Below are 1,253 nucleotides of genomic sequence, written 5' to 3'. Positions count from 1 at the left end.
GGCAGTACCTGGACCGGGAGACGGGGCTGCACTACAACACCTTCCGCTACTATGACGCGGATCTGGGGGCGTTCACTACGCCTGACCCGATCGGGTTGGCGGGCGGAGTGAATCTGCACGAGTATGCGCCGAATCCGTTGTCTTGGATTGACCCGTTGGGATGGTGCAAAGGGCTGACCGGCGGGAATTGGAAATTCAATCCAGTCAAAGACGTCGACATGAGAGGGGGAGCATCTTATCGCAGCGCTCTCGATGAAGCATTCCGAAGAACCGGCGTCCCAAAAGAACAGTTTACGGTAACGAAATGGGGTAAAACAACCGACGGCAAAAGTATTCCGGTTGAATACACCGGGCCGGGAGGTGCCAATGTTAATATGGATATCCCGCATCTTAATAATGTCAAATCAAATGGTACTTTGGGTGAAGGACCGCATCAGCCACATATCGGTTATCAAACCCCCGGAAAAGGGCCGAGCAGAACGCGAGGGCATATTTTTGTGGATGACGTTCCTGCGACGAGGTAGAAATGCAGAAAAATAAAATTTCAGAATTGCTTGACGCTTGTTCTATTTTGAATGTGCCAGCAAAAATAATAAGCGCAGAAAATTTTGAAAGCAAGAAAAATGAAATATTTAAAAAATACCATCCGGAACAAACGGTAAACCATTATTCTATCGGCGGTGACTCAATAGTTCTGCCTACGGAGGAATATGAATTTTCGTTGTTCGAAAATTTTCCGGACATCAACATCTTGCTGTTTTTCGGTAGTGATTCAAAAGAAGATTGCCTTTCAATCGAAAGTCTTTCTAGTTTGTCAAAAATAATGGAAAATTGCTATGGAATGGAATATTTTGTTTCCGATCAAGATGCGAGTTTTTTAATATCTGTTAACTGGTATGTTATTAATTTGCAGGGGGCGGCGAAGCAATGGGTGCCAAGTGGTTTTTGAGTCAATTTTTTAAATAAAATGATGTGCAATTTTTGCCCAATTTGTATTCGCGCATGATTGAAGGCGAATATGGACGCTTCGATTGCCGAGCTTTCAATTCGTGATTTCGCGACAGTAAAGATTGCTCGCGCACATCCGGACTGCTGCGGTCATCCTTGCAGGCCGTGATGGCGAACCGATCCGGCAGGTCTTCCGCTACCGGTACGACCCCCTGGGCCGGCGGATCGCCAAGGAGGACGATTTCGGCCAGACGCGGTTCGTGTGGGAAGGCCTGCGGCTGCTGCAGGAGAGCCGCGGTGCGCAG

The 1,253-nt window shown here is 47.8% G+C and carries 3 protein-coding genes; 2 read left to right on the top strand and 1 reads right to left on the bottom strand.

Translation table 11 applies throughout. From position 1 onward, the window contains the following. Positions 1 to 524, top strand: a 524-nt coding sequence (locus T336_RS26385; RefSeq protein ID WP_244884014.1) for a polymorphic toxin type 47 domain-containing protein, incomplete at its 5' end; no start/stop codon positions are given. A 2-nt stretch (positions 525 to 526) separates the two neighbouring features. Further along, positions 527 to 949, top strand: a complete 423-nt coding sequence (locus T336_RS26965; protein WP_156957943.1) for a hypothetical protein — start codon at positions 527 to 529, stop codon at positions 947 to 949. 1 nt (position 950) lies between these two features. Here the strand turns inward: T336_RS26965 and T336_RS27175 are convergent. Beyond that, the coding region (locus T336_RS27175) for a hypothetical protein (protein WP_167333668.1) at positions 951 to 1,253 on the bottom strand (303 nt) is incomplete at its 5' end.

The sequence above is a fragment of the Paracidovorax oryzae ATCC 19882 genome, assembly GCF_000687165.1.
Taxonomy (GTDB): Bacteria; Pseudomonadota; Gammaproteobacteria; order Burkholderiales; family Burkholderiaceae_C; genus Paracidovorax; species Paracidovorax oryzae.
The sequence above is the reverse complement of the archived record's forward strand: the minus strand, read 5'-3'. Positions and strand labels throughout refer to the sequence as shown.